The following is a 24,771-nucleotide window of genomic DNA, read 5'->3' on the forward strand; positions in this document are numbered from 1 at the left end:
CCCCTAGATGCTATTGGTCTAAGGTCCGGGTTGAGACAGACGGTCATTTCTGTTTGAGTGGAGATGCCGTTCCGGACCGACCGCAGGGAGTTGTCACAGCCTGGTCACCTGACGGTTTTAATCTAGGCACACAACCTGATGAGGAGACAGGCCATGTCCTTGCAAAACAGCAGCGAAGACAAGATTGAAGTGATCCGCACCAAGCCCGGCCAACCTCTGGGTTGCTCGATCATCGATGAAAACGGGCGTGAAATCGAGATCACTGAAGACATGATCCAGGACGCCTGCCGCGAACTGGAGAAGCGATTGGTCAAGCCTGCCGAACAAGAGTGATATCGCCACCGTCTTCCTGACCCGACCCATAGAGGCCGGGTTTTTTCTGCCTGCGGTTTATACAGCCACAGCGCCCAACGCGGTCACGATCTGGCGCAGGGCCGGCGAGTCGCCCTCGATCCGCACCTTCAAACCTTCGATTTCGCGTCGCGACGGATACTGCTTGCGCAGTAGATCAAACGCAGCACGTTGCTCACCGACGCTGCCCAGCAGCGTACGACGGAAATCCGCGTCGTCCCGGCGCGGGTCGTATACGCCACGGCACAACATCGCCAGCGCCCAGGCCGGATCGCTGTCGGCATGCAGGGAAACTTCCGACAACCACGGCGCCGGCAGCAGATCGCCGAGCTGAATGCTGGCGGGCTCACCGATAAATTCGCAGTACGCCTGATAGATCTGCGCGGTGCCCCGCTGTTTGCCATCGAGGCTGTAACCGGCGATGTGCGGCGTCGCCAGTACGCAGAGTTCGGCCAGCGCGACATCGACTTGCGGCTCGGCTTCCCAGACATCGAGCACCGCTTGCAGGTCTTCACGCTCCAGCAGCACTTCGCGCAACGCGGTGTTATCCACCACCGGACCGCGAGCCGCGTTGATCAACCAGGCGCCGGGCTTGAGCTGCTGCAAACGCTGCTCGTCGAACAAATGCCAGGTCGCGCCATCGCCGGTGCGGGTCAGCGGGGTGTGCAGGCTGATCACGTCGCACTGCGCGATGATCTGCTCCAGGCTGACATAGTCGCCCCCTTCAGCCACTTGGCGTGGCGGGTCGCAGACCTTCACGTTCCAGCCCAGACCTTTCAACACCTTGATCAGGCGACCGCCGACTTCACCGGCACCGATCACACCGTAAGTGCGTTCACGCAAATCGACGCCTTCGATTTCAGACAGGGTCATCAGGCTGCCAAGCACGTAATCGACCACGCCCCGGGCATTGCAGCCGGGCGCGCTGGACCAGGTGATCCCGGCCTCGTTGAAGTAATCGAGATCCAGATGATCGGTGCCGATGGTGCAGGTGCCGACAAAACGCACCTTGCTGCCTTCGAGCAGTGCACGGTTGACGTTGGTCACCGAGCGCACCAGCAGCACGTCGGCCTGTTCGACCGTGGCCCGGTCGATGGAACGGCCCGGCACCCGGCGGATCTCGCCGAAACCGGCAAAAAAGGCATCGAGCAGCGGGATATTTTCGTCGGCAACAATCAGCATGGCGGGGCTCCTTGGGCGGATCGGCAGTGTAGGCGCTGGGACTGCGATGAGCCAGCAGGCTGTGATTTCTTGATGGGACGCGGCGATTACAAATCCGCAACAGAGGATTTTTCCTGACCATAACGTCAGCGGCGTAGAATGCCCGGCCTTGCGCATCAACCCCTGTGGACGCTTTGCCTGTGAATTCCGTGACTGACCGCCCTGCCGCCGTTTCCCTCAACCGCCCTGCCCGGGTTCGCCTGGAGCTGAAGAATCTGCTCGGCCTCGCCCTGCCGATCATGATCGCGCAGCTGGCAACCACCGCCATGGGCTTCGTCGATGCGGTGATGGCCGGGCGCGTGGGGCCCAAGGATCTGGCGGCCGTGGCGCTGGGCAACTCGATCTGGGTGCCGGTGTTCCTGCTGATGACCGGCACCCTGCTGGCCACCACGCCGAAAGTCGCCCAGCGCTTCGGCGCCGGCACCCACAGTGAAATCGGCCCGATCGTGCGTCAGGCCCTGTGGCTGGCTCTGGTAGTCGGACTGATGGCGACCACCATGCTGTTCAGCGCCGAACCGATCCTGCACTTGATGAAAGTCGATCCGGAGCTGATCGGCCCGTGCATGCAATACCTGCACGGCATCGCCAGCGGTCTGCCGGCCGTTGCCTTCTACCATGTGTTGCGTTGCACCAGTGACGGCCTCGGCCGCACACGGCCGGCAATGGTGCTGGGCCTGTGCGGCCTGGCGCTGAACATTCCGCTGAACTACGTGTTCATTTATGGCCACTTCGGCGTACCGGCCATGGGCGGCGTCGGTTGCGGCTGGGCCACGGCGATCGTGATGTGGGTGATGGCACTGGGTCTGGCCGGTTACGAGCGCTGGGCGCCGGCCTACAAGTCGAGCGAACTGTTCAGCCGTTTCGACTGGCCGCAATGGGCGGTGATCAAGCGTTTGCTGGCCATCGGTCTGCCGATCGGCATCGCGGTGTTTGCCGAGTCGAGCATCTTCGCGGTGATCGCGCTGCTGATCGGCAGCCTCGGCGCCACGGTCGTTGCCGGGCACCAGATCGCGCTGAACGTCAGCTCGCTGGTGTTCATGATTCCGTATTCACTGGGCATGGCCGTGACCGTGCGGGTCGGCCAGGCTCTGGGCCGTGAAGAACCCCGTGAAGCGCGATTCGCTGCGGGTGTCGGCATGGGCACCGCGCTGGCTTACGCCTGCCTGTCGGCGAGCATGATGCTGCTGATGCGCGAACACATTGCGGCGATCTACACGTCGGATCCGATGGTGATTCACATCGCGGCGATGCTGATCGTGTACTCGGCGCTGTTCCAGTTTTCCGACGCGATCCAGGTCACCGCCGCCGGCGCCCTGCGCGGTTATCAGGACACCCGGGTGACGATGATCCTGACTCTGTTCGCCTATTGGGGCATAGGCCTGCCGGTGGGTTACGCCCTCGGCCTGACCGACTGGCTCGGCGAGCCACGCGGCCCGAGCGGCTTGTGGGAAGGCCTGATCGTCGGCCTCAGCTGCGCGGCGCTGATGCTGTCGATCCGCCTGACGCGCAGTGCACGCAAACGCATTCGCATCAGCCGTTCGATGGGCTGATCGCCCATAAAAAAAGACCTGCACATGCAGGTCTTTTTTTTGCCTTCCGATCAACCGGACTTCTTGCGGATCCAGTACAGATAGGTCCCGGCCTCTTCGTGCTGCCCCACCAGTTCATGGTCGAGAAACACGCAGAACTTGGGGATGTCGCGGCGGGTCGACGGGTCGGTGGCGATCACCTTGAGCAGGCCGCCGGGCACCAGGTCACGGATGTGCTGGTGCAGCATCATCACCGGCTCCGGGCAGTTGAGGCCCGTGGCGTCGAGGGTGCCGTCGACCGGCGTATCAATCATTTCACTCATGATTTACTCCTGAAACTGGCCGGCATTGTCGCCCAATGCCGGGTGTTCGGTCACCTGTCGCGTGCTCAGCGGGCTTTGGTTTTCTTCACGTCATGGCGGCGCAAATGGCAGGTCACTTCCTCGCGGTCGTGGTACAGCTGCTTGCAGCCGATGTCGACCTTGATCCCACGGGCCTTGAAACCATCGGCGATGCGTTCGAGCAAGCGCGTCACTTCGGCGTAACGCTGCTTCATCGGCAACTTGAGGTTGACCACCGCTTCCCGGCAATGCCCCTCGCCGATCCACTCTTCGAGCATCGCGGCGTTGCGCGCCGGTTTCTCGACGATGTCGCAGACCATCCAGTCCACCGGTTGCTTGGGCTTGAAGGTGAAACCGTCGGCCATCAAGTGCTGCACCAGGCCGGTGTCCATCAGGCTTTCGGCCATCGGGCCGTTGTCGATGGCGGTCACCAGCATGCCTCGATTGACCAGTTGCCAGGTCCAGCCGCCCGGCGCCGCGCCGAGGTCGACACCGGTCATGTCGCTGTGCAGGCGATCTTCCCACTGATCACGGGGGATGAAGTGGTGCCAGGCCTCTTCCAGTTTCAGGGTCGAACGGCTCGGCGCTTCGCGCGGGAACTTCAGGCGCGGAATGCCCATCGGCCACATCGCCGAGTTACCGGCATCGGCCAGACCGAGGAACACCTCACGACCGCTTTTGAAGGTCAGCAGCAGACGCGGCTTGCTGGCGTCTTCCACCAGTTTGCCGGCGCCGGTCAGCGCCTTGCGCAGCGGGCCTTCGAACTTCTTGCAGAAGTTCGACAGTTCCTTGCCGTCGTTGGTGTCGACGACTTCCAGCCACAGGCTGCCACAGACCGGGAATTCAGCCATGTGCGCGAGGATCACGCTGATGCGATCGTTTTCCGGCAAATCGATGAAAAAACCGCGCGCCCACTGGCGCGGGAAGATCAGCTCGGCGAAACGCTGACCGCGCATCAGGCGCTCGGCACCGTCTTCTTCGGTGCAGACAAACTCGGCGCAAGCGGTGGCCGGTTTGGCCTTGGCGTAGCCGGCCACGTTCAATTGGGCGGCGAGGTCGGAAATCTCCGAGCAGACTTCGCCTTCGAAGCCTGGCCGGCAATGCATGAATAGGGTGTTCATTCTTACTCCTGGGCAGAGGGCGATCATTCATCCCCTGCGCGATGCCCAGACCCTGCGTTGAAGCAAAGCCTGTCACGAAAACCGGCGCATGATAGCCCATGTCGGAACCTTGGTTCTGTCCATAGAGTCCAGTTATTAGCCAGCTACCTAAAACAGGGCTAGGTTTAAAGCTCTATTCGTCCCCTCTATCCGTAGCCGTGCGGATTCAAAGGAGTGATCGTAATGCCGTCCCTCGATAGTCTGAACACCCTTAAAACCCTGAAAATAGACGACAAGACTTATCACTATTTCAGCTTGCCGGATGCCGCCAAGACCTTGGGCGATCTCGACAAGCTACCGATGTCGCTGAAAGTCCTGCTGGAAAACCTGCTGCGCTGGGAAGATGAAAAAACCGTCACCGGCGCCGACCTCAAGGCAATTGCCGCGTGGCTCAAGGAGCGCCGCTCCGAGCGCGAAATACAGTACCGCCCTGCCCGCGTGCTGATGCAGGACTTTACCGGCGTTCCCGCCGTGGTCGATCTGGCCGCGATGCGCGCCGCCATGGCCAAGGCCGGCGGTGATCCGCAGCGGATCAACCCGCTGTCGCCGGTGGATCTGGTGATCGACCACTCGGTGATGGTCGACAAATTCGCCAGCGCCAGCGCTTTCGAACAGAACGTCGACATCGAAATGCAGCGCAACGGCGAACGCTACGCCTTCCTGCGCTGGGGCCAGAGCGCTTTCGACAACTTCAGCGTGGTGCCGCCGGGCACCGGGATCTGTCACCAGGTCAACCTCGAATACCTCGGCCGCACGGTGTGGACCAAGGACGAAGACGGCCGCACTTATGCCTTCCCCGACACGCTGGTCGGCACTGACTCCCACACCACCATGATCAACGGCCTCGGCGTACTCGGCTGGGGCGTCGGCGGGATCGAGGCGGAAGCCGCAATGCTCGGGCAACCGGTGTCGATGCTGATTCCGGAAGTGATCGGTTTCAAACTCACCGGCAAGCTCAAGGAAGGCATCACCGCCACCGACCTGGTGCTGACCGTGACCCAGATGCTGCGCAAGAAAGGCGTGGTCGGCAAATTCGTCGAGTTCTATGGCGACGGCCTCGCCGACCTGCCGCTGGCCGACCGCGCGACCATCGCCAACATGGCCCCGGAATATGGCGCGACCTGCGGCTTCTTCCCGGTGGATGACGTGACGCTGGACTACCTGCGCCTGTCCGGCCGTCCGCCGGAAGTGGTGAAACTGGTCGAGGCCTACACCAAGGCTCAGGGCCTGTGGCGCCTGCCCGGTCAGGAACCGGTGTTCACCGACAGCCTGGCGCTGGACATGGGCAGCGTCGAAGCCAGCCTCGCCGGGCCGAAACGTCCGCAGGACCGCGTCTCGCTGCCGAATGTCGGCCAGGCCTTCAGCGACTTCCTAGACCTGCAATTCAAACCTACCAGCAAAGAAGAAGGACGTCTGGAAAGCGAAGGCGGTGGCGGTGTCGCGGTGGGCAACGCCGATCTGGTCGGCGAAACAGATTACGAGTACGACGGCCACACCTATCGTCTGAAAAACGGCGCGGTGGTGATTGCCGCAATCACCTCTTGCACCAACACCTCCAATCCGAGCGTGATGATGGCTGCCGGCCTGCTGGCGAAAAAAGCCGTGGAAAAGGGCCTGACCCGCAAGCCGTGGGTGAAGAGTTCGCTGGCTCCGGGTTCGAAAGTCGTCACCGATTACTACAAAGCCGCCGGGCTGACGCAGTACCTCGATCAGCTCGGTTTTTCGCTGGTCGGCTACGGCTGCACCACTTGCATCGGCAACTCCGGACCGCTGCCGGAACCGATCGAGAAAGCCATCCAGAAAGCCGACCTGACCGTGGCTTCGGTGTTGTCCGGCAACCGCAATTTCGAAGGCCGGGTGCATCCGCTGGTGAAAACCAACTGGCTGGCGTCACCGCCGCTGGTAGTCGCCTATGCCTTGGCTGGTACGGTACGCACCGACATCAGCAGCGAACCGCTGGGCAATGACCAGCAGGGCAATCCGGTGTACCTGCGTGACATCTGGCCGAGCAGCAAGGAAATCGCCGATGCGGTGAATCAGGTCAACACCGCCATGTTCCACAAGGAATATGCCGAGGTGTTTGCCGGTGACGAACAGTGGCAAGCTATCGAAGTGCCGCAAGCGGCGACTTACGTCTGGCAGGCGGATTCGACCTACATCCAGCACCCGCCGTTCTTCGACGACATTTCTGGGCCTTTGCCGGTGATCGCCGATGTGAAAGGCGCGCGAGTGCTGGCGTTATTGGGCGACTCGGTGACCACCGACCACATCTCCCCCGCCGGCAATATCAAGGCCGACAGCCCGGCCGGGCGTTACCTGCGCGAGCAAGGCGTCGAGCCACGGGACTTCAACTCCTACGGCTCGCGCCGGGGCAACCACGAAGTAATGATGCGCGGCACGTTTGCCAACATCCGTATCCGCAACGAAATGCTGGGCGGCGAAGAAGGTGGCAACACGATCTACATTCCGACCGGCGAGAAACTGGCGATCTACGACGCAGCCATGCGCTATCAAGCCTCGGGCACGCCGCTGGTGGTGATTGCCGGGCAAGAATACGGCACCGGTTCCAGCCGCGACTGGGCGGCGAAGGGCACCAACTTGCTGGGCGTGAAAGCGGTGATCGCCGAAAGCTTCGAGCGCATCCACCGTTCCAATCTGGTGGGCATGGGCGTGTTGCCGTTGCAATTCAAGCTGGATCAGAACCGCAAGAGCCTGAACCTCACCGGCAAGGAAACCCTGGAGATTCAGGGCCTGAGCGGTGTCGAGCTGACGCCACGGATGAACCTGACCCTGGTCATCACCCGTGAAAACGGGCGTCAGGAGAAAATCGAAGTGCTGTGCCGCATCGATACCTTGAACGAGGTCGAGTACTTCAAGTCCGGCGGGATCCTGCATTACGTGTTGCGCCAGTTGATCGCCTCTTAAAACCTGCAGATGCAGAAACACCGCCGATTGGCGGTGTTTCTGTTTGGGCACGGCACTTTTCTGCGGACGAAAAAAAACCCGCCGAAGCGGGTTTTTCCCAAGACCATTATCGACTCCCTGTCGGCAGCGATCCTTGCTAATGGTCGATCATCCGTGATCCTGAAACACTCCCTGTGCTTCAGTTGATGAGGCTAGATTACGCTGTGGATCCAATCGGCAATAGTCGAAATAGCTACCATCGCGTGTAAGACATTCGCCATAGCGAGCCTTCCGAAAACCCCTAGGCGTGTCAGGCATCGAGCGCAGAAGCCGCCAGTTGCGCGACTTTCAGCTGTCCTTTTGCCGCGGTTTGCTCGTCATCCTCCATGAACCACGCGGCAGACAGTCCGGCGAACGCCAGCACCCATTGCAGCAGGCGTTTTCGCTCGATTGCCGCTGCCTCGCAGATCACGTCGACTTGTCGCCGAAAGCGCTCAGGGTCGGTGGCGGTGGGCAATTCCGGGTTGCAGATCAGGTTGGCATAGTCGTAACCGCGCTCGCCCTGCACCCGCTTGGGGTCGATGGCGAGCCAGCCTCGTGGGCCGAAATCGAGAACGTTGTCGTGGTGCATGTCGCCGTGCAGCACCACTACGTCCTGCGGTTCAGCAAGCAAGGTTTGGGCGGTTTGCAGGCATTCGGCGTATTGGCCGCCGTATCGGGCCACCGCCACTCGTAATGAAGCGAACCACGGTGCCAGTTCCACCAACGGCGGTGGCGGCGTCGGTCGCGGTGCGTGCAGCCGGGCCAAGGCTCGGCACATGATCCGCGTGGCCTCGTCGTCTTCACCGTTGAGCGCCATGTGCATCAACGAACGCGGGCCCATCGCCCGCTCCAGCAACAGGCCTTCGTCGTGGTGAGCGAGCACCCGGGCGGCGCCGTCACCGTCCCACCAGGTCATCAGCAGGTTGCCGTACTTTTCTTCGTCGTCCACCGCGACTTTCAGCATCGCCGGTGCATCGCCCTGACGCACCGGCAACAGACGGCTGCCCGGGGTGATGATCGGCTTGCCGTCCGGCGCCAGCGCCCAGCGTTCCAGCCACGGCGTGAACAGGTCGAGATCAGCCACCTTCACGCTCGCGGGCCCGGTCGCTCTCCGTGAGGAAGTGCTCAAGTCGACTCAGCTGTTCCTCCCATCCCCGACTGTCCATGTAGTACGCCTCCTTCTGGCGCACGTCTGGAATGTGCGCGAAACCTGACTCGGAGACTTTCAGCAGTGTGCCGTTCTCGTAGTCCTGCAGTTCGAATTTGACCAGCGTGGTCGGCTCCTGGGAGTAGTCGATTTTCGGGTTCACCGCGTACGGGTGCCAGCGGAAGGAAAACAGCTGCTGCGGCTCGACCCGTTCCACCAGCACGTTCCAGAGCACATGTTCATAACCGGGGTACGTCACCTGCCCCTGCGTCCATTCACCCGCGATAAACCGCCGGCCCTCCAGCGCAACGCCGAACCACTGGCCGAACGCCTCGGCATCGACCAGGGCGCGCCAGACATGGGAGCGCGGCGACCTGAGCATGATTTTACGTTCAAAGCTGTTGGGTACTGGTTTCATACGTCACCTCCTGTTTTGAACAGTAGGCTTGTATGACCACATGTCCAATCCGAAGTTGTATCAATCCAGTGCAACGGTCGGGACTGATTGAAATATCCGGCAGTATTTTGCGGCGCCGGTTCGTCAGAATGCGCACGGATAAGCGCGGCGAAACTGATAACGTTCGCAGCGAACTGAACGACACAAGGACGTCATCATGCAGCTCTCTCTCCCCGAACGTTACCGTGGCGCCCTGCTCGGCCTGGCCTGCGGCGATGCCGTGGGAACCACCGTCGAATTCCAGCCGCGCGGCAGCTTCCAGCCCCTGACCGACATGGTTGGTGGCGGGCCGTTTCGCCTCAAGCCCGGTCAATGGACCGACGACACCTCGATGGCGTTGTGCCTGGCGGAAAGTCTGCTGAACAAAAACGGCTTCGATGCCGCTGACCAGATGGGCCGCTACCTGAACTGGTGGCAATGGGGTTATCTGAGTTCGACCGGCGAATGTTTCGATGTCGGCATGACCGTGAGTCAGGCGCTGGATCGCTACCAACACACCGGAGAGCCGTTTGCCGGCTCTACTGACCCGCACAGTGCCGGCAATGGCTCGTTGATGCGACTGGTGCCCGTGGTTCTGTTTTATTTCCCCGATGCCCGGAAAGTCAGGCGATTCGCCGCCGACAGTTCGCGCACCACGCACGCGGCGCCCGAGGCCGTTGAATGTTGCCAGCTGTTTGCCGAACTGCTCGGCAAGGCCCTGGAAGGCGCATCGAAAGCAGAATTGCGCACCCTGCCGCCAACAGCCTTCAGCCAGCCCAAGGTGGCGGCAATTGCCCGGGGCGAGTACCTGCACAAGACCGAGCGCGACATTCGCGGCAGTGGTTACTGCGTCGAATCCCTGGAAGCGGCGTTATGGTGCTTCCAGCACACCGACAGTTTTGCCGCGGCCGTCCTTCAAGCGGCGAATCTGGGCGATGACGCGGACACCACGGCTGCCATCGTCGGCCAGTTGGCCGGCGCCCATTACGGCGTGCAGGGAATCCCGTTCGGATGGCTGGAAAAACTGCATGACGGAGAGGAAATTGCCGCGACCGCCGAACGCTTGCTCAACGCATCGAGACAGCACAAACCCTGATGGCGCCACGAAGTCGCTAAACTGCCCGGCACGTTCATTCATCAAAGCGAGATGACTCATGTCCCCACGCCTGCTTCTGGCCCTGACACCCTTTCTTTTCACTTCTGTTGCTCACGCTGCCGTGGACTGCGCCAATGCCAGCGATCAGGCGACGATGAATCAGTGCGCCGCGCAGGAAAACAAAGCGGCGGACAAGGAGTTGAACACGGTTTATCAGCAGATTACCGCCCGGTTGAAGGACAACCCTGATGGCAAGAAACTGCTGGTGAGCGCGCAACGGGCGTGGATTGGCTTTCGTGATGCCGAGTGCAAGTTTTCGGCATCCGGCGTGGCAGGCGGGAGTGTTTATCCGTTGATCTACAACAATTGCATCGCATCGGTGACGAAGACGCGAACCGAAGCGCTCAAACAGTATTTGAAATGTGAGGAAGGTGACATGAGCTGCCCGGTGCCCGGGGCCTGATTTTCCAGAGTTTTTGAAGGCCTCTTCGCGAGCAAGCCCGCTCCCACATTGGTTTTGTGCCGTTCACAAATTCCCTGTGGGAGCGAGCTTGCTCGCGAAGGCGTCATCCCTGACGCCGCTAATTACCGAACAAAAATCTGCGCCGTAGTAATCGCCATATCCCCACCCGGCAATTTGATGCTGCCGGTCTGTTTCATGGTCTCGGCATCAAAGATCGCCACGTCGTTGAACGTCCCGGCCAGATAGATCTTGCTCCCTTCCTTGTTGAACGAAATGCAGTAGTAGGAATGGTCCAGTGTCGCCGCCTGAATCAGCTTTTTCTGCTTGATGTCGTACTTGGCCAGACGATTGAGCACGCCGAACATCAGGTTCGGATCCTTCGGCGAGCGCATGCCGCTGAAGTAGATCTCGGTCAGCGGGCCGAAATCGGTGGTTTCGGTCTTGCCGGTTTTCAGATCGACGCTGAACAAGCCGTACAGGTATTCAGCGGTGGCCGGATCCTGCTTCTTGTCCTTGAACTTGGCGGCGGTGTACAGCAGAGAGAAATCGTGGCGGTAAGTCTGCTGGTTCCACACGTAAAGCACGTCCGGCGCGCTGTAGTTCGGGCGTTTCCAGTGACGGCTGGGGATCAGCACGTCGAACTTGCCGCTCGTCACATCGACCTTGTACACATCGGCACCGGCGACGTAGAGCGTGCCGTCATCGCCGCTCTGCATGATCGTCAACTGCCGTGGCGCCGGGAAGCTGCGCACCGGTTTGGCGTCCATCCCGGCGTCGGTGGCGTACACGTCCAGACGCGGCTGTTTGACCTCGTATCGGTCATTGAGCATCTGGGTCGGGTTGGCGATGGTGTACAGCTCCTTGCCGTCATGGCTGACGGTAAAGGCGAACATTGACCGCGCCTTTTCCCCCGGCTGCTGGGTGATGCTGGCGTGGAACACCTGCTTGCAACTGTCCAGTTCAACACCGTAGACATCGGCGTAATGGTTGTTCAGCACATACGCGGTCTTGCGATCCGGCGAAAGCTGCACAGTGCCGGGGCCAAAGGCGTCAGGCATCTTGCATGTCTTGTACAAACTTTCGGTCGCCAGGTCGATGACGTGCAGGTTGTTCGGGTAATTGGTGGTCAACATGTACTCGTGACCGTCTTGCAGCGCGGTGTTTTCATCGGCCAGAACCGGAAGCGAACAGGCGCTCAGAACCGCGAATGCGGCAAGGCCGCAGGCTTTGTTGAGGCTAGGCATGCTGGAATCCTTCTTCTTGGGGATCACTTGTCTTTCGGGAAGACAGTGCCGAGGTTGCGCCAGTTGTCGTTGGACGCCTGGGCATCCTTGTTCCAGTCCGGGTAGGTGCTCATCATGTCCGGCACCTGGGCCGGCCACCAGCACGGATCGGAGCAGCCATAGAGGTCAGCTTCCATCGGCTGGCACAGCGACGACACCCCGCCGAACGCATCGATTTCCCAGCCCGGGTCGGTGGTCGAGGCACAGCCGGCGACGGAGCTCATCGCCACCACTTCTTCGATGCGGTTATCAATCGCGGCCTGATCCAGCTTCAACGCTTTGTTATTGATTGCCTTGAGATGTTTCATATCAGTGAGCCTTGCGCGGAGTGATGTAGCTGCTGATGAACGCAGGGTTGTTGGCCATGATCCGGGTGTAGACCTCGATGCCGAAGTCGACCCAGTCACGCATCAGTTCGCAGTAGTGATAAGTCGGATGGGCCGGATCGCCGTAGCGGGCATAGCTCTCGTGGTAGCAGCCGCCGGAACACAGGTTGCGGATCTGACAGTCATGACAACCGGTGTTGGTGCGATCCAGGCGCTGGGACAGGAAGTCGTTCAACTCGACCTGTTTAACGCCACTGTGGACGTTGCCAAAGGTCGGCAGCGACGAGCCGGTGAAACGATGGCACAGGTTCAGTTCGCCCTTGTGATCGACCGCCAGCATCTTCAATCCGGCGCCGCACGGCAGGGCCTTTTTATGGCCTTCGTGGATGTCGGTGATCAGTTGATGCAGGTTGGAGAAACCGATATTGCGGTGTTCCAGCGCGGCTTCCAGATAACGCCGACCGAGGCGTTTCATGCTGGCGAACACTTCGATCAACTCGTCAGTGGTCAGGTTGAAGCTGCTGATATCACCGGACGTGACCGGAGCAAATCCGACTTCGGCAAACCCCAGTTCGTTAAACAGGTGATCCCAGATGGTTTCAACGTCGGTGACGCCGGTGGTCAGGGTCACCCGCGCGCCGACCGGACGGCTGTTGTAGCGCGACAGCAGCATTTCGGCCTTGCGCCGCACCACGTCATAAGTGCCCTGACCGCCCACGGTGATGCGATTACGGTCGTGCACGGTTTTCGGCCCGTCGATGCTCACTGACAACCCGAAGCGGTGGGCATTCAGGTAGTCCACGGTTTCTTCGGTAAGCAGCGTGGCGTTGGTGGTCATCACGAATTCGACAAACTTGCCGGCCTCGGCAAATCGCTTCTCGCAGTAATCGACCATGTACTCGATCAGCTTGCGATTGCTCAGCGGCTCGCCGCCGAAAAACACCACGGTGAACCGTTCTTCGTCGGGGGACTCACGCAGCAACATTTCCACCGAAGCGATGGCGGTTTCGACGTCCATTTTCTTGCCGGCGGACGGCTTGTCGAGGTCTTCCTTGTAGCAGTAGGTGCAGCTCAGGTTGCAGCCGGTGTTGACGTTGAGCACCACGGTGTTGATCGCCGTGCGCTCGACGCGTTTGACCGCGATGTCCGGCGTAAGCGGCGAGCCGTCGCTGACTAGTTCCAGCGAAATCAGCTCGCGCAGGGTCTCGTTGATTTCCTCGCCGTTGAACCGCGCGCCGAGGCGCTGGATCAGGTCTTCCGAGGAGCAGCCGTGGCCGCGCAACGCATCGATGATGGTGCCGGTCAGTTCATCGCTGGCGAACAGCGAACTGCTGGGGATGTGAAACAGCATGCGGTCGGCGTCGACGTGCACTTCGTGCAGATTACGTTCGACCAGATTCAAGATAGCGCCCATTGCAAACCTCCTGTGCAAGCCCCGCCTGGGGGACTTGCGGTCATTCCGAAAAGTGTCTGAATCGCTGTGGTTCAGGACAACTCAAGGAATGGGTGGATTGTTCCAGCGTTGCACGGTGACGATCAGGTGGCCTTCGCCGGTCAGGGATTTCCCCGCGTCGTCGACGGCGGCGATCACCTTGAGGTTGCCGGCATTGTTGGTGGACATCTTGCGTGCCGGATTCGGCCCGGCATCGCCCGGAGTAAACACGCCCGCGTCAGCCTGCATGGTGCCGGCGAACTTGACGTCCTCGTCCTCTTTGGCGCGCTCGTCGAAGGCTTCGACTTTCCACTGCGCCGGGAACACGCCGATGCGATACGGCTTGCCGTCGGCCCCCTTGCCCCAGGCTTCGGCGTCGAAGCGGCCCTGGACTTTCGGCGTCGAACCGCCACCCTCGCCGATCCGTGCCACCGAGAATTCCGGCACCACTTTGACCGAGGCGATCTTGCTGTACACCGACAGGCTCGGGCCTTTCAGGCTGCCGACGCTGACCGCGCGCAGACCTGGCTGGGCATTGGCTGCCGCTTTGACTTTGACCTTGATCCGGTCGGCGTTCTGCTCGACCACTTCGACCACGTCCACGCCTTTGCCGAAGTTCGGTTTGCCGCTCAGACCGCTGCCGATCAGGGTCACTTCGGTTTCGCTGCCGGCCTTCACATAACCCGGCTGCACCGCCAGCAAGCGCTGCGAACCCTGTTTAGCCGCAACGAAATCCAAACCGCGCTCATCGTGCTCGGCCTCGAACATCCGGCCCTGCATGGCGTTGCCTTGTGCGGCAAACACCTGACGCATGGTCACGCCATCGACGGTCACGTTGCCGCGCCATTCGTAGCCGCTGTAGAGGATCGCACTGCCGTCGCCGTTGAACGGGCTGCCGTCGGCGTACTGACCTCTGACGGCGACCTTGAAGGTGTCACTGCCATCGGCGGTGACGCTCATGGTGCCGGCCAGTTCACCCTTGCCCGGCAAGTGGCCGCTGAAGCTCCAGTCGCCGACCAAAGCTTCCGCTTTCGGTGCGGTTTTGATCCAGGACTGCCACGCCGGGTTATCCAGCGGAAAACGTTTGGCCAGCAGCGGGACCATTTCCTTGCGGGCGATATCGAACCAGTCACGATCGCGGGACATGGCCTGATATTCCAGTGACGGCCATTGACCGAGGTGGAAATTCACCAGTCGTTCCCATTCCTGAGCCGGACGCCGTTGCAGGGCGATCCGCGCACCGGAGTGGCAGCGGCCGCACATCTGCGCGGTTTTCTCGTCAAACTGCTCGACGGTGTTCAGCCGCCGTTCCAGCGCGTAACGCACGCCATCGGTTTCGCTGGGCGCCAGGCCCTGGGTGTCGGCGAGGTATTTGACCAGCGTGCGACGGTCGTCATCGCTGATCTGCAAACCGTGCATGGTCTGCATCCGGGCGATGCTCATCAGCCAGCCTTCCGGGGTCTTGCGCTGGTGGCTGATGCGGCTCAACTGGTCGCCGGTTTCAGGGGTGTGACAGCCCTGGCAGGTTTCCTTGAGGATGGTCTGGGCATCGCGGGCTGCCAGGCTGTACGGCGAATGCAGGGCCACGCAAGCGGCCACGGCCAGCAGGCTGGCGCTCATGCCTGATCGGAGTTTTCTCTTCATCAACGTCGAACCTCGCACGGTGCTTTCTTATTGTTGTGGCTTATCGTTTTTATGGTTTCTGCCGTTCGTGGCGATGCACGAACGGAGGCAAGCGAAACGTCTGCTGTGAGCAATACACGGAGCGTGCCAGCTTGCCGATAAGCTTTTCAATCAAGCAGTTACGTGAAGATCAAAGCGAAGTGGCGGTGCCGGCGGTGCTTGCCGGCGTCCAATTTCGCGACAGCTGTTGCAGTCTGAGACAAGCATAGTTGTTGCGGCGTCAGCGACATTGCGTCGCGCGACAGATGACCCGGAGCTGGCAGCATCCCCATGAAAAACTCCCAGGAGGGGGACGCCTGTCGAACCCACACGAAAACAAGCCCCGCCAATGACGGGGCTCTTGTATTGGTTGTTTACCCGCGCCTAGCGAACGGAATTGTCCGGGTGAACCTTGTAACGCCCACAATGGTTGCAAACCATCGAGCATTCACAGTGGGCGCCGGCCTTGGCTGCCAATGCCGCGGAATCACGCTGGGCCGCTTGAATTCGACGATCCCGGTGATACGCATACATGAGCAGCAAACTGACGCCCATACACCACAGTCCCACAATTAAAGCCGCCATCATTTCCCCTCCATCATGGCAACACCGAATGAGGTAACGATTACGAAAAAACTGGTTGAAGCCATCCACGCACCTGCCCGAATCGTATCGACATCGGTCAGGTCGCCGATCAACAGCGCCGCAATCCCCGTCACCAGAAATCCAGTCCCCACGCCCATCGTAAAATTGGTTAGCCATCGAATGGTTAAGTTGTTCATCGACATCCCTGTGAAGACACTGACCCGCCAAATCCATGGCAGGAAAACCCTATACACAAAGCAACTTAGCTCGTACCTCATGCCTCCACCAGTCGGTAAAAACTGTCAGACGCGCGGCTTTTCCTACACCTGAAACGGCCCGATTTTGCTCAAGCCCCGTCACAGCGGCGTTGGCTTTGTAGGACGCGTATCCTGCATCTCAACGGGTGTCGCGTTTTGAGACAAATTCACCTTCATTGCCACTCAAACTCTTCCTCCTTCCGCCCGTGCAACCGGGCCGTGTGCCTCCTTCGAGCATTTGGCACAACCATTGCGAAAGCCCCTCTCGATCCCATCGAACAACAAGAGGTTTCGCCATGCCCCTGCCCTATCTGCTCCCTGCCACTTCGGCCTTTATCCAGCGCCCGCCGCGCATGCTGATCGGCGGCGACTGGGTCGAAGCCAACGACGGCCAGACCATGCCGCTGCACAACCCCGCCACCGGCGAAGTGCTGTGCGTGGTGCCTCGCGCCACCCCGGAAGATGTCGATCGCGCGGTGCTCGCCGCCCGGCAAGCCTTCGATGATTCGGCCTGGAGCCGCACCCGCCCGCGCGAGCGGCAGAACCTGTTGTGGAAACTTGCCGACCTGATGCAGCGCGACGCCGAACTGCTGGCGCAACTGGAATGCCTGAACAACGGCAAGAGCGCGGCGGTGGCGCAGGTAATGGACGTGCAACTGGCCATCGACTTCCTGCGTTACATGGCCGGTTGGGCGACCAAGATCGAAGGTTCCAGCGTCGACGTCTCGTTGCCGCTGATGCCCGGCGATCAGTTCCACAGCTTCATCCGGCGCGAGGCGGTGGGCGTGGTCGGCGCCATCGTCGCCTGGAACTTCCCGTTGCTGCTGGCCTGCTGGAAGCTCGGCCCGGCGCTGGCCACCGGTTGCACCGTGGTGCTCAAACCCGCCGACGAAACCCCGCTGACCGCGCTGAAACTGGCGGAACTGGTGCTGGAGGCGGGTTACCCGGAAGCCGTGTTCAACGTCGTCACCGGCACCGGCATCACCGCCGGATCCGCCCTGACTCACAACCCGCTGGTCGACAAGCTGACCTTTACCGGCTCCACTGCCGTCGGCAAGCAAATCGGCAAGATCGCCATGGACTCCATGACCCGGGTCACCCTGGAACTGGGCGGCAAATCACCGACCATCGTCATGGCCGACGCCGACCTGAAAACAGCTGCGGCGGGTGCGGCCAGTGCGATTTTCTTCAACCAGGGCCAGGTCTGCTGCGCCGGTTCGCGGCTGTATGTGCAGCGCAAGCATTTCGACAATGTGGTGGCCGACATCAGCGACATCGCCAATGCGATGAAACTCGGCAACGGCCTCGACCCGAGCATCGATATGGGCCCGCTAATTTCCGCGCGGCAGCAGGAGCGGGTCTACAACTACATCGAAATGGGCCGCCAAAGCGGCGCGACCATCGCCTGCGGTGGCGAGCAGTTCGGGCCGGGGTTCTTCGTCAAGCCGACGGTGATTGTCGATGTCGATCAGCGGCATTCGCTGGTTCAGGAAGAGATTTTCGGGCCGGTGCTGGTGGCGATTCCGTTCGATGACGAGGCCGATGCGCTGCGCATGGCCAATGACAGCCCTTACGGTTTGGGCGCGAGCATCTGGTCGAACGACCTGGCGGCGGTGCACCGGATGATTCCGCGGATCAAGTCAGGGTCGGTGTGGGTCAACTGCCACAGTGCGCTGGACCCGGCGCTGCCGTTTGGCGGCTACAAGATGTCCGGGGTCGGGCGCGAGATGGGGTATGCGGCGATCGAGCATTACACCGAGCTGAAGTCGGTGTTGATCAAGTTGTAATGACTGCGCTCACGGCTCAGGGTTTGAAACCCTGGGCCAACAGCCACCCACGAACCGCCCGCCCCTGCTCAAGCGTCAATCCCGCCAACACCTTATCCGCCGGCTCATCGCGCAAGCGCCGCAACAGCGGAGCCAGCTCGACACCTTGCACATGCCAGATCCCCAGCGGCTGATCCGCCGTGATCACCACCTCGGCTTCATCGACAAACCCGTCACGCAGCACCGGCATTCGTTCGATCCGCAACGCGGCGAAATCCGCAGCCGCATGGGTCACTTCAGCGTCCGGCCACTGCCGCCGCGCCTGCCAGAACGGCTGATCGAGCCAACGCTGTTCATCGGCATAAAAGTCCCGGCCGATCCGCGCAAAACGCAGGAATAGTTGCTCCACACGCTGACGGTGAAAACGCTGGGCCAGCGCCGTCCGCTCGGGTTTTCGCAACAGCGTGTTGATCACCACCGGCGCCTGCAACGCCGAGGACAGCGACTGAAAAATCCCGTTACCCGACAGCGGGTCCACTGCCATCGCGGCATCGCCGACACGAATCCAGTTATCACCGCAGACCTGGGGCGCAAGAATCGCGGTGCTGCTGCGAGCGTGCAGTTGCAACTCCAATTCCTGCCCGGCGGCAAAGAAGGCTTGAGCAAAATCCGAGGCCTTACGCCGCGCGCGACAGTAGTCGAGCAACTGCGCCTTGCCCGGTAACTGGGCGCTGGCCACATCCACCGTCCACTGCCAATAACACTGGCCATCGTCCCGTCGGGCCATCCACGCCCAGCCGTCTTCAAGGCTTTCCACGGCGCTGGAAGTCACACCCGGCGCGCCTTGCCAGCGATTGAGCAGGCTGACCGTCTCCGGCCCGCGCAGACCTTTACCGGACGCCGGCGCCTGTCGCCCACGGGCTTCCACCAGAAAATCCGCCGTCAGCCTCTGTCCGCCATCAAGTTCTACCTGATGGCCTTCGACTGAGGAATGAACATTCAGGACTCGCCCTTCAATCACCTCGACCCCGACCCTTCGCAAGTCTTCCCGCGAACCGCGATCAAAAGTCGGACGATCCAGCAGAAACTCGATGTTCTGCGCATGTTGCTGGCCGTTCCATGAAACCTGCCTTTGGGACGGCAACGTGGCATTCGCCAAAGCATGATTCAACCCGGCACCGCGCAATGCCTCCAACACCCGTTGCGACACACCTTCAAACGCCGCAAACCGCCGCCATTCGCTGACCAGCGTCACGGCGTAACCCAGTCGTCGCAGCCCCAACGCCACCGCCGCGCCGGCCGGTCCGGCACCGAGAATCAGGATCGAAGTCATGGATCGAAACGCCGTTCCGGGCCGCGATAACGAGCGTGCTGTTTCAGCCAATCGATAACTTCAGCGTTGCTCGCTTGCGGATGCTCCAGCAGATAACCTGCAATATGCCCGCTCAACGCGGCACACCCCAGACTGGCCCCGGACTGCCCCGGATAAGTGCCGCGAACACACGCGGCAAAATCCGCCTGCGCACTGTCGAGCCATGACCATTGCTCATCGGTGCAACGAGCATCGCCGGTCACCCGCAACACCTGCGAATAACTCGCTGGAAACACCGCCGCGCCCTGCGCCGGGCTCGATGCACACAGCAACACTCCATGGGCCACCGCCGCCGCGCAGGCCTCGCGCAACAGGCTGCGATCCTGGCGCAGGCCGAGGCTCAGATTGATCAGCCGTACATCCTGCGCCACCAGCCAGTCGATGGCCGAGGCGATCTGCAAGGCGCTGGTAACGCCGCGCTGATCGAACACCTGAGCCACGCAGATTTGCGCGGCCGGTGCACGACGGCTGATTGCTTCGATCACCGCGCTGCCATGCCCGAGGGGATCATCGCGCAGATCGGATTCGGCCAGTCCATCCTCCAGCAACGAGAATCGCCGCCCGGCAATCACTTGCACCCGCTGCGCCGCCGAGTGCCCGCTGTCGACCACACCAATCCGCAATTCAGGCTTCATGCAGCACCGTTTTCGAAATGAGCACACCGTCGAGCAATTCAAAGCGCAGATCGGCATCGGCCAGGGTCGACGGACGATGGCTTATGAGGATCCGCGTGCGCCCGGCAAACAACCGGTCGATGGCTTCGATCACCTCGCGCTCGGTAGTTTCGTCGACGGCCGATGTAGCCTCGTCGAGCACCAGAATCAGCGGATCCTGCAACAGCGCCCGGGCAATCGCGATCCGCTGTTTCTGTCCGCCGGACAACTGCTGACCGCGCTCGCCCAATGGGCTGTCGAGGCCTTCGGGTAACGACCCGATCAGGCTGTCGAGTTGCGCCAGCCGTGCGACTTCGGCGATGGCTTCGCGGCTGGCGTCCGGCACTGCGTAAGCCAGGTTGTCGGCGAGGCTGCCGCGAAACAGCACGATGTCCTGACTGACCACGGCGATGCGTCGGCGCAGCTCGAACAGCTCCAGTTCACGCAGATCCACTTCGCCGAGCAACACCCGCCCGGACTGTGGATCGTGATGCCGTTGCAGCAGATCGATCAACGTCGATTTGCCGACGCCGGAGCCGCCACTCAAGGCGACCTTCAAACCGTAGGGAATCGTTGCTTCGATACCATTCAACGTGCTCGAACGGCCAGGATGGCTGAAGTGCACAGCCTCGAAACGCAGCTCGCCCGAGGTCGGAAACGGTTTTGGCACGACCGGCGAAAACACGGTGGGCTCTTCGCCACGCAACTCCATGACCCGACCGAGGCTGACCGTCATGCGCTGGATCGCCACGTACAATCCCAGCAGGCTCTGCACCGGCCCGACCGCCATGCCCAGGTAGGTTGAAAAGGCAATCAACGCGCCCAATTGCCAGGTGCCATGAACCACCCAATAACCGCCGATCAAAAACGCGCAGGCACGGGACAGGGACGTCAAAGTGCCCGGTACAGCCTGAGTGAAAAACTCGGTGACTTGCAGGCGCAGCAACTGGTTCATATAGCCCTGCCCGAGGTTCTCCAGACGCCTCGCTTCACGCTGTTGCTGGCCGGCAGACTGGATGAATTTCATCACCGGCAAAGTCTCGACCATGAACGACGACATATCCGCCGAACGTTCACGCAATTGCCGCACATCACGCTCGACCTTGCGCCGCATCCAGCGCAGCCACAGCACATCGAGCGGAATCAGCACCAGCGCCAGCAACGAGAGTTTCCAAGACAGCGTGAACAACATCGCGATCGCGACCACCAGGCCGATCACACTCGACACCGCCGAGAACAATGAGTCCACGGCGAAGCGCTGAATTTCCGCCACATCGCCGTCGAGCCTCGACATCAGATCGCCGATCCGGCGCTGACCGTAGAAGCTCGGCGAGAGCTTCTGCAAATGCCGGTAAAGGTCATCGCGCAGGGCAAACAGAATCCGCCCGGAAAGGCGCGTGTGCAGATAGCGATTGATCCCCGACAACGCGGTGCCGAGCAGGCCGGCGATGATCATCAACACCGCGATCAGTACCAGCATCGGAAAGTTGCGCGCCAGCAGCCCGTCGTCGATCAGCAGTTTGATCAGCCACGGCTGCACCAGCACCAGCAGCGACGCGCACACCGAAAGACCGAGCAGGCCGGCAATCGCCAACCGCTGCGGCCGCACAAAACCATATAACCAACGCAACGCCGCTTGCAGTGCGGCGGGGTTCTGGCTGTCGATCAGTCGCACGAACAGGCGCTGCATCACGAGCGCAACTGTTTGAGTTTGCGGTACAGGGTCGCGCGGCTGATGCCGAGGGCGTCGGCCGCGGCCGAGACGTTGCCCTGATGGGTGTCGAGGGACTGGCGGATCATCTCCAGTTCGTTCTCGCGAATGCTGCCGGTCTGGGGTTTCTCGGTGGCGCAGAGTTCGTCGAGCATACTGTCGGGCAGGTGATCGAGGGTCAGCACGGTTTCCCCCGGTTCGCGCATCGCCAGCGCAGTGCGCAAGACCATTTCCAGTTGGCGGATGTTGCCCGGCCAGTGATACGCGCCGAGCAGGCGATTGAGGTCGTCGTGCAGCACGGCGTTCGGCGCGTCGAGTTTGCCCAGCAGCCGAGTGACCAGCGCGCTGAAATCATCGCGCTCGCGCAGGGCCGGGAGCATCACGCTGATGCCGTTGACCCGATAGAACAAGTCTTCCCGAAATTGCTTGTCTTCGACCTGACGCTTGAGGTCGCGGTGGGTGGCGCAGATCAGCGCGACGTCGATGTCCTGCTCTTCCCCGGCACCCAGCGGCGCGACTTTGCGGTCCTGCAAAACCCGCAGCAGACGCGCCTGCAAGGCCAGCGGCATGTCTCCGATTTCATCGAGGAAAAGCGTGCCGCCGTGGGCCTGTTGCAGGCGCCCGATCATGCCGCCCCGACGCGATCCGGTGAACGCGCCTTCGCGATAGCCGAACAGTTCCGACTCGATCAGGCCCTCGGGAATTGCCGCGCAGTTCACGGCCACAAACGGTTTGTCGCTGCGGCTGCCGGCCAGGTGCAGGGCGCGGGCGATCACTTCTTTACCGGTGCCGGTTTCGCCGAGCAACAGCACCGGCAATTCATTGGCCAGACCTTGGCGAGCCATGCGCAGGGCTCGGGCGTAGCGAGCGTTGTTGCCGGCCAGGGCTTCCAGATCCGGCTGTGCCTTGGCGGTTTTCGCCACGCTGCGCGGCGGGCCGCCGAGGTTGACCGAACGCGCCGGGGCTCGCAGGGTCTTGTAGAAAAATTCACCCTTGGCGGTCTGCACACTGCCGACGCCACCCTGTTGCAGACGGGTCAGCAATTGCACGCCATCGACCCCGAGAAACTCTTCGCAACGCAGTCCGACCAGCGCCGAACGTTCGGCCCGCAGCAACTGGCAGGCCTGGGCGCTGACCGCCAGAATCTGCCCGCCGAGACTCACCGCCAGCAAGCCTTGCCATGGCGATTCCAGATACTGCCGGCGACTGTGGAAGGCGAGGACAATCTGATCGGGAAAACTATTGTTGAACACCCGACTCTCGATCTGGCTGACCGCCATGCTCAGCAGCGCGGTGCTGTCATGGACGCGGCCGAGCGGGCCTTCGCGGGTCAGGTCGAGGACGCCGAGAATTTCGCCCTGAGGGCAATGGATCGGCACCGAGGTGCAGGAAAAATCGGTGAGGCGGTCGAGGTAATGTTCGCCGCAATCGATCAGGGTGGGCCGCGCTTCGACCAGCGCCGTGCCGAGGGCGTTAGTGCCACGGGCGGCTTCGCTCCAGCAGGCGCCGAGGGTGATGTCCTGCAGGCCGCTGCCCTTGAGCCGGTCGGCACGTCCCTCGACCGCAAGAATGGTAGCGTCGGAATTGGCGAGGATGATCAGGCCTTCCTTGCCCTGACGTTCGGCCAGGTAATCGATGGCCGGTATCGCCGCATCGATCAGCAGGCGATTGCTCGCCAGCAACACATCGAGACTAGCGCTCGATTCCAGCGCCAGCTCATGCTTGCCATTGAAATGCACGCCGTGGCTCAGGCTGCGCCGCCACGAAGCATCGATCTCCGCACGCAACACGCCATCCGGGACCTGCCCTTCGAGATGGAGTTTTTCCCGGGCCAGCCGGGCTTCGTGGTGAGACTTGGGATCGGTTGTTTTTATAAGAGTCATCAAGCGCTCCGGAGCGGTCCGCTTTGCGCTTTTTTACATCAGCGCCCTGACGCCAATGTTTACGTTAACGTCAGGGCGATGGCAAGCACCGTAGGGCGCTTGTGTTCCAGCAGGTGGATCACCTCAGCGCTGCCACACCTCGCCATTCACGAAAAATGCCCGGGCGTTGTCTTCGAGACTTTCCAGGTGATAGCCACCTTCCTGCACGATCAGGCATGGCAGGCCCAGGCTGCGAATCCGCTCGCCCAATGCTGCAAAACCTTCACGGGTGACCGCGACTTTGCTTTGCGGGTCCAGCTCATAGATATCGAAACCGAGCGACAGCACCAGCACCTCGGCGCCGAACTCGCGCACCGCGTTCAATGCGACGTCCAGTTGCCCGAGGAAGTCCGCTTCGCTTGATCCATGAGCCATCGGCAGGTTGAGGTTGAAGCCTTCCCCCGCGCCGCTGCCACGTTCGTCGGCGAACCCGGCGACGCCCGGATAGAAGTTGGTCGGATCGCCATGCACCGAGACGTAGAGCACGTCATCGCGGTCGTAGAAAATCTCCTGAATGCCCTGGCCGTGGTGCATGTCGGTGTCGAGCACCGCGATTTTTTCAAACTTGTCGCGCAGCACTTGGGCCGCCACCGCCGCGTTGTTCACGTAGCAGAAACCGCCCGCCGCTTCGGCCCGGGCATGATGCCCCGGCGGACGGCACAAGGCGTAGGCCGCCGGCTCACCGTCGATCAGCGCCTGAGCCCCAGCCACCGCGCTTTGCGCCGACCAGTACGCCGAGCGCCAGGTCTGCTCGCCGACCGGGCAACTGCCGTCCGCCAGATAGCGCGCGGCCTGGGCGAGGATGCCGCGCAAGGCGTTGGGTTCGCGAACGAAGATGTTCGACATCACTTCATCGCCCCAGTCTTCGGGGATTTCTTTCCAGCGTGCGTGCGCTTCCTGGAGAAAGGTCAGATACGACGCGCCATGCACCGCCAGCAACGGCGCGAGACCGGCATCGACGGGCTGCTCGACGCTGAAGCCCAAACCGTGGGCGGCCTGCACCAGCCGTTTCGCACGCTCGGGCACTTCCTGCGGAGTACGCATCTGCCCACGCGAGTAATAGCTACGTGGATGGTGGAGCAATTGTTCGGCATGGAAAAAACTGCGCATGG

At 61.5% G+C, this 24,771-nt stretch carries 21 protein-coding genes; 6 read left to right on the forward strand and 15 right to left on the reverse strand.

Annotation, left to right across the window (positions count from 1 at the left end; all coding sequences use genetic code 11):
- Positions 1-153 precede the first annotated feature (153 nt).
- Positions 154-333 carry a PA1571 family protein gene (locus PMI24_RS09080; protein WP_007953070.1) on the forward strand — a complete coding sequence of 60 codons (180 nt, stop codon included), beginning with the start codon at positions 154-156 and terminating at the stop codon, positions 331-333.
- A 57-nt stretch (positions 334-390) separates the two neighbouring features.
- Here the strand turns inward: PMI24_RS09080 and pdxB are convergent, their stop codons facing one another.
- Entirely contained in the window at positions 391-1,533 is a 1,143-nt protein-coding gene (gene pdxB / locus PMI24_RS09085) for a 4-phosphoerythronate dehydrogenase PdxB (RefSeq protein ID WP_007953072.1), read from the reverse strand.
- Positions 1,534-1,712: 179 nt separating this feature from the next.
- Here pdxB and PMI24_RS09090 point away from each other — a divergent pair, with 179 nt between their 5' ends.
- Positions 1,713-3,122: an MATE family efflux transporter gene (locus PMI24_RS09090; RefSeq protein ID WP_007953077.1), complete on the forward strand. Its 1,410-nt coding sequence runs from the start codon at positions 1,713-1,715 to the stop codon at positions 3,120-3,122.
- Between the two features lie 50 nt (positions 3,123-3,172).
- Here the strand turns inward: PMI24_RS09090 and tusA are convergent, their stop codons facing one another.
- Positions 3,173-3,424, reverse strand: coding sequence for a sulfurtransferase TusA (gene tusA, locus PMI24_RS09095; RefSeq protein WP_007953079.1), 252 nt, complete (start codon positions 3,422-3,424; stop codon positions 3,173-3,175).
- Between the two features lie 65 nt (positions 3,425-3,489).
- Positions 3,490-4,563 (reverse strand): 23S rRNA (cytidine(2498)-2'-O)-methyltransferase RlmM, encoded by a 1,074-nt coding sequence (gene rlmM, locus PMI24_RS09100; RefSeq protein ID WP_007953081.1) that lies wholly within the window; start codon positions 4,561-4,563, stop codon positions 3,490-3,492.
- A gap of 222 nt (positions 4,564-4,785) precedes the next feature.
- Between rlmM and acnA the strand changes: the two genes are divergently transcribed.
- The gene (gene acnA, locus PMI24_RS09105; RefSeq protein ID WP_007953083.1) at positions 4,786-7,527 is read left to right on the forward strand and encodes an aconitate hydratase AcnA; all 2,742 of its coding nucleotides are present in this window, start codon (positions 4,786-4,788) and stop codon (positions 7,525-7,527) included.
- Between the two features lie 289 nt (positions 7,528-7,816).
- On the opposite strand, the gene PMI24_RS09110 is transcribed toward acnA, so the two are convergent.
- Both PMI24_RS09110 and PMI24_RS09115 read right to left on the reverse strand, forming a co-directional pair.
- On the reverse strand, positions 7,817-8,632 hold the full coding sequence (locus PMI24_RS09110) for an aminoglycoside phosphotransferase family protein (protein WP_007953084.1): 816 nt from the start codon (positions 8,630-8,632) through the stop codon (positions 7,817-7,819).
- Positions 8,625-9,113 carry an SRPBCC family protein gene (locus tag PMI24_RS09115; RefSeq protein ID WP_007953087.1) on the reverse strand — a complete coding sequence of 163 codons (489 nt, stop codon included), beginning with the start codon at positions 9,111-9,113 and terminating at the stop codon, positions 8,625-8,627. Before PMI24_RS09115 ends, PMI24_RS09110 begins: the two co-directional genes overlap by 8 nt.
- A 196-nt stretch (positions 9,114-9,309) precedes the next feature.
- Here PMI24_RS09115 and PMI24_RS09120 point away from each other — a divergent pair, with 196 nt between their 5' ends.
- Positions 9,310-10,227: an ADP-ribosylglycohydrolase family protein gene (locus tag PMI24_RS09120; protein WP_007953089.1), complete on the forward strand. Its 918-nt coding sequence runs from the start codon at positions 9,310-9,312 to the stop codon at positions 10,225-10,227.
- A 58-nt stretch (positions 10,228-10,285) separates the two neighbouring features.
- A complete protein-coding gene (locus PMI24_RS09125; protein WP_007953090.1) occupies positions 10,286-10,690 on the forward strand; it encodes a lysozyme inhibitor LprI family protein in 405 nt (134 codons plus the stop codon).
- Between the two features lie 122 nt (positions 10,691-10,812).
- Here the strand turns inward: PMI24_RS09125 and peaD are convergent, their stop codons facing one another.
- From peaD to PMI24_RS09155, 5 genes are all read right to left on the reverse strand, one after another.
- Entirely contained in the window at positions 10,813-11,934 is a 1,122-nt protein-coding gene (peaD, locus tag PMI24_RS09130; protein WP_007953092.1) for a quinohemoprotein amine dehydrogenase subunit beta, read from the reverse strand.
- A gap of 23 nt (positions 11,935-11,957) precedes the next feature.
- Positions 11,958-12,281 carry a quinohemoprotein amine dehydrogenase subunit gamma gene (gene qhpC / locus PMI24_RS09135; protein ID WP_007953094.1) on the reverse strand — a complete coding sequence of 108 codons (324 nt, stop codon included), beginning with the start codon at positions 12,279-12,281 and terminating at the stop codon, positions 11,958-11,960.
- Position 12,282: 1 nt separating this feature from the next.
- A complete protein-coding gene (gene peaB / locus PMI24_RS09140) occupies positions 12,283-13,713 on the reverse strand; it encodes a quinohemoprotein amine dehydrogenase maturation protein (RefSeq protein ID WP_007953095.1) in 1,431 nt (476 codons plus the stop codon).
- Between the two features lie 81 nt (positions 13,714-13,794).
- Positions 13,795-15,375 carry a quinohemoprotein amine dehydrogenase subunit alpha gene (gene peaA / locus PMI24_RS09145; RefSeq protein ID WP_007953096.1) on the reverse strand — a complete coding sequence of 527 codons (1,581 nt, stop codon included), beginning with the start codon at positions 15,373-15,375 and terminating at the stop codon, positions 13,795-13,797.
- Between the two features lie 602 nt (positions 15,376-15,977).
- A complete protein-coding gene (locus PMI24_RS09155; protein ID WP_007953098.1) occupies positions 15,978-16,175 on the reverse strand; it encodes a hypothetical protein in 198 nt (65 codons plus the stop codon).
- Between the two features lie 356 nt (positions 16,176-16,531).
- Between PMI24_RS09155 and PMI24_RS09160 the strand changes: the two genes are divergently transcribed.
- Positions 16,532-18,022: an aldehyde dehydrogenase family protein gene (locus PMI24_RS09160; protein ID WP_007953099.1), complete on the forward strand. Its 1,491-nt coding sequence runs from the start codon at positions 16,532-16,534 to the stop codon at positions 18,020-18,022.
- Positions 18,023-18,038: 16 nt separating this feature from the next.
- Here the strand turns inward: PMI24_RS09160 and qhpG are convergent, their stop codons facing one another.
- From qhpG to PMI24_RS09185, 5 genes are all read right to left on the reverse strand, one after another.
- Entirely contained in the window at positions 18,039-19,334 is a 1,296-nt protein-coding gene (gene qhpG / locus PMI24_RS09165) for a flavin-dependent monooxygenase QhpG (RefSeq protein WP_007953100.1), read from the reverse strand.
- Positions 19,331-20,008, reverse strand: a complete 678-nt coding sequence (gene qhpE / locus PMI24_RS09170; RefSeq protein ID WP_007953102.1) for a subtilisin-like serine protease QhpE — start codon at positions 20,006-20,008, stop codon at positions 19,331-19,333. The genes qhpG and qhpE overlap by 4 nt, the downstream gene beginning before the upstream one ends.
- The gene (locus PMI24_RS09175; protein WP_007953104.1) at positions 19,998-21,716 is read right to left on the reverse strand and encodes an ABC transporter ATP-binding protein; all 1,719 of its coding nucleotides are present in this window, start codon (positions 21,714-21,716) and stop codon (positions 19,998-20,000) included. Before PMI24_RS09175 ends, qhpE begins: the two co-directional genes overlap by 11 nt.
- A complete protein-coding gene (locus PMI24_RS09180; protein ID WP_007953106.1) occupies positions 21,716-23,620 on the reverse strand; it encodes a sigma-54-dependent Fis family transcriptional regulator in 1,905 nt (634 codons plus the stop codon). The genes PMI24_RS09175 and PMI24_RS09180 overlap by 1 nt, the downstream gene beginning before the upstream one ends.
- Before the next feature lie 123 nt (positions 23,621-23,743).
- On the reverse strand, positions 23,744-24,769 hold the full coding sequence (locus PMI24_RS09185; protein WP_007953108.1) for a histone deacetylase family protein: 1,026 nt from the start codon (positions 24,767-24,769) through the stop codon (positions 23,744-23,746).
- Positions 24,770-24,771 lie beyond the last annotated feature (2 nt).

The organism is Pseudomonas sp. GM25 (assembly GCF_000282255.1).
Lineage (GTDB): Bacteria > Pseudomonadota > Gammaproteobacteria > Pseudomonadales > Pseudomonadaceae > Aquipseudomonas > Aquipseudomonas aphyarum.